This window comes from Sinomonas sp. G460-2, from assembly GCF_047759905.1.
Taxonomy (GTDB): Bacteria; Actinomycetota; Actinomycetes; order Actinomycetales; family Micrococcaceae; genus Sinomonas.
Window position 1 is genome coordinate 1 of sequence record NZ_JBKZWT010000336.1, and the last position, 3,809, is coordinate 3,809.

At 63.9% G+C, this 3,809-nt stretch carries 6 protein-coding genes; all 6 read left to right on the forward strand.

What is annotated here, in order from left to right; all coding sequences use genetic code 11:
* A partial coding sequence (locus ACLN58_RS19250; RefSeq protein ID WP_415856845.1) for a lactonase family protein occupies positions 1–838 on the forward strand: 838 nt, incomplete at its 5' end.
* A gap of 186 nt (positions 839–1,024) precedes the next feature.
* Positions 1,025–1,321 (forward strand): hypothetical protein, encoded by a 297-nt coding sequence (locus ACLN58_RS19255; RefSeq protein WP_415856846.1) that lies wholly within the window; start codon positions 1,025–1,027, stop codon positions 1,319–1,321.
* 161 nt (positions 1,322–1,482) lie between these two features.
* The gene (locus ACLN58_RS19260) at positions 1,483–1,953 is read left to right on the forward strand and encodes a hypothetical protein (protein WP_415856847.1); all 471 of its coding nucleotides are present in this window, start codon (positions 1,483–1,485) and stop codon (positions 1,951–1,953) included.
* Positions 1,950–2,414, forward strand: coding sequence for a hypothetical protein (locus ACLN58_RS19265; RefSeq protein ID WP_415856848.1), 465 nt, complete (start codon positions 1,950–1,952; stop codon positions 2,412–2,414). The genes ACLN58_RS19260 and ACLN58_RS19265 overlap by 4 nt, the downstream gene beginning before the upstream one ends.
* Positions 2,415–2,437: 23 nt before the next feature.
* Entirely contained in the window at positions 2,438–3,028 is a 591-nt protein-coding gene (locus ACLN58_RS19270; RefSeq protein WP_415856849.1) for a hypothetical protein, read from the forward strand.
* 179 nt (positions 3,029–3,207) lie between these two features.
* A partial coding sequence (locus tag ACLN58_RS19275; RefSeq protein ID WP_415856850.1) for a peptidoglycan-binding domain-containing protein occupies positions 3,208–3,809 on the forward strand: 602 nt, incomplete at its 3' end.

The following is a 3,809-nucleotide window of genomic DNA, read 5'->3' on the forward strand; positions in this document are numbered from 1 at the left end:
CGCCGGTGCCGCGCGCGACGTGCCCGTGACCACCTGCTACGTCGCGCTGACTCCGGATCGCGACGAGCTGTTCGGCGCCTCCTACCACGAGGGGACACTCGTCCGGGTCCCGGTCCCTGCCGCAGCCGGCCGCGTACGTACTTATGCCTCGGGCGCGAACACGCACTGCGCCGTCGTGAGCCCGGACGGTCGGTTCGTCTATGCGGCGTCCCTCGGCGACCACAGGATCAGCTGGTTCGACGTCGCCATCGACCCGGCGAGCACTGCCGGAACCGCGGACAACGGCGCGATCGCCCCGAGCGGGCACGTCGCCACCCAGCAGGGTTCCGGGCCGCGGCACCTGCGCTTCAGCGCGGACGGCAGCCGCGTGTACGTGCTGCACGAACTCTCCGGCGACGTCGCGGTCTACGAGCGCGACGCCGCGACCGGCGAGCTCGCGCTCCTGCAGCGAGTCTCCGCCGTCGACGGCATGGAACTCGAGCCGGGACCGGTCCGCTCGGCGAGCACGCCGGATCCGGGCCCCGGCGTCGTGTGGTGCGCCGACCTGCGGCTCACCCCGGATGGCCGGTTCCTCATGGCGAGCGAGCGGTCCACGAGCTCGGTCGCGACGTTCGCCGTGCGCGGCGAGGGCCTCCTCGAGTTCCTCGGCCACACGCGCACCGAGGCCCAGCCGCGAGGCATGGCGATCGACCCGTCGGGGCGGTTCCTCCTCGTGTGCGGGGAGCGCTCGGACCACGTGAGTTCGTACCGGATCGGCGAGGACGGCTCGCTGACCTCTGTCTCCCGCGCGGCGACCGCTGCCGGGCCGCTGTGGATTGAGACGTGGGCGCCTGCCTAACTTGTGCCTAACATTTCGCGGGCACGTTCCGCGCACTTCCGGGGATCCTGCGGAGGGGTGCCTAATATCCGCCTAAGAATGCCACTTGAGGCGTTCTCTCACATTTGCAGACCGTGAATTCTGCTGTTACTTTCGGGCCATGGCCGCCGCACATGCGGCCATGGCCCGACTATATTTGGGGGATTTGTGGCTACATTTTTGAAGACCCGGATTGCACGCACTCTCGCGGCGGCCGGCGTCTCCGCGGGAATTCTTGTGGGGACCGCCATTCCGTCGCACGCCGCCATCGACGGCTGGACCTGGAACTGGTCGAACTGGTGGGAAGCCCACGCTTACATCGAGATCTATAACCCGGGCATCTGCCGCCAGTCGGTGGCGAGGCTCGGCGATGATCGCCGCTTCGGGGAGCGCTCACGCCAGTACAGCTTCGCTCACGTCACTGGCTTCAACTTCACCCATGAGGCTTTCCAACGCGGATGCTGATGAGACGGCTAATAGTCGTCCTGACCAGTGCGCTCACTCTTGTACTCAGCGGCTGCGGAACGCAATCCTCAGGCTCGCCTCCGCGACGGCTCGCTGAAAGCTTCTCGGAGCTGATTGATAGTTATCTCTCAAATCCCGCGTCCAACGATTTTGAACGCGAAGTGTTCGAGCGCGCCAGGGCCACGGGACGCATTGACCAGGCGGATTACGACGAAGCCTTCTCACGCTATACACATTGCATGGCCAGCGGCGGAAAGCCCATCACGATCAAAAGACTTCCGAATGGCCTCTACTGGGAAGGAAATGTGACGGTCGACCCCGGCGAATCCTCGGAACAAGTCGAGAATCTGGCTCTCAATTGCGCCCGAACCTCAAAAGGTTTTATTCCCGAAGCGTACGGGATCCAACAAGAGAATCGGGAACTCACCGGTGATCCCTTTGAGGTGGCCTATCGCTGCCTCGAGCGTTCGGATCTTGTGCCGCAGGGGTACTCGGCGAAGCAGTTCGCGAAAGGATTCCGTGAGCCGAAGGTCGGCGGGGGCAGCTCGCTCGACGACATGCCGTTTGACTTCAAGTCTGACGAAGTACAAGCGTGTCTCGTCGGCGCCAACATGTCAGTCGCGGTCCAGTGAGCCTCTTGGCATTGCTTGACCTGAAACGGTCCCACCCCGACCTCAACGATTTCGAACGTCAAGTTTACCTGCGTGCGAAGGAAACTGGGCGGATCACTCAGGCTGACTACGACGAAGCATATGCACGATACTCCGAGTGTATGACCACAGCAGGTAAACCCGTCGAACTCAGGAAACTTAAGAACGGGCTCTACTATGAAAAACTTGCCCCGATAAGCTCAGATGAATCCACTGAACAGGTCATGATGGTCGTGTCTTCATGCCAGAAGAGCACCACCGGCTACCTTCCCGAACGGTCCGGCCTGGTACCCGACGGATACTCTCTCGAGGAGTACACAAAGACAATGCAGAATCCGAAACCGGGCGGCGGGAGCAGGCTGAGCGACATGCCCTTCGATTTCAAGTCCGACGACGTGCAAGCCTGTCTGATCGGCGCGGGCATTGCTCTGGCCATCGAATGAGGCTGCTATACGCAGTGTGCGGAATGCTGGCAGTCGCGACCCTCGCGGGCTGCACTGCTGGCACTCCGGACCGCACTCCACCACGCAAACTTGCCGGAAGCTTCGAGGAATTGCTTGACCGGACCCTTGCCCGGCCGGGGATCAACGACTTCGAACGCGGGGTGTACCAGCGTGCGAAGGAGACCGGACGAATCGCTCAGGCCGACTATGGCGAGGCCTACTCTCGGCTTTCTACCTGCGCGAGCGAAGGGGGTGAACCCATCACCCTACGAAGACTGAAAAATGGGATCTACCGAGTCAGGACCACGCCTCTGAGCCCCGGGAAGTCTCTCGATCAGGCCATGGATGTGGTCGCGGCTTGCATGAAAACGACCACCGGATTCATTCCGGAGCTCTTCCAGATCCAGCAAATTAATCCAGACCTGTTAGGTGATTCGTTCGAGGCCGAGTATCACTGCCTCGAGCGCTCCGGGCTCATTCCAGAGGGCTACTCCGTCGAAAAGTATAGGAAGTCCCAGTTGGAGGAACCTCCACTCGGGAAACGATCGACCGATGACATGCCGTTCGATTTCGAGTCCGACGAGGTGCAGAGTTGCCTCCTCGGAAGAATGTGAATCGGCCCATTCAAGAGAAACGACTCATGCAGAATCCGCGGCACGCAGTTGCCACCCTATCTATTGCGCTGGTAGCGCTCCTCCTTGGCGCGGGCTCCGCCGCGGCCGTGTGCACCGCAGTCTGGGCCCCGCCCCCGCCAAATCTGTCCGAACCCTCGGCCGCGCGCAGCGTTCCGGTCGTGTTCGTTGACCACCGTGACGAGAGGTCGGCCGCAGCATCGGTCACGACCTCGAAACCGGCATCCGTCTCGCTTGCGAGGGGCGGGATCGTCACGTCCTCGGAGTGCATCGGCGGAGCCTCACTCGAATCCGGCCGCATCGCGGCCTCGATCGACGGCCACCCCGTTCTGAGCCTGGCGACGGCGGTTCCGTTCTACCGGGAGCTCCGCATGGGCGCGTCGGGGGCCGACGTCAACGCCCTCCGCGTGGCGCTCCGGTCGATGGGTCACGACGTGGCGGAGACGGGCGCCTACGATGCCAAGGTCGCAGCCGCGGTGCGCACCATCCAGCTCAAGCACGGCCTCGAGCAGCGCGACGGCAGCCTCTCGCTCCGAGACGTCATGTGGCTCCCGGCCGCCTCGACCGAGGTCCTCTCCTGCGACGCCCTCGTCGGCTCCGCGTACTCCTCAGGCTCGCCGATCCTCACCGCCGCGGGCACCCTCCAAAGCCTGCGGGTCGTGGCGCCCGACGGCGCCGCGTGGACGCCCGGCGCCCGCACCGCCCAATTCGGATCCGCGTCGGCCCCCGTCGGCGAGGACGGCGTCATCACGGAGCCCAGTTT

Excerpts from the sequence above, each read along its gene's own strand:
- ACLN58_RS19270 (WP_415856849.1), top strand. The coding sequence starts at position 2,438 with ATGCTGGCAGTCGCGACCCTCGCGGGCTGCACTGCTGGCACTCCGGAC.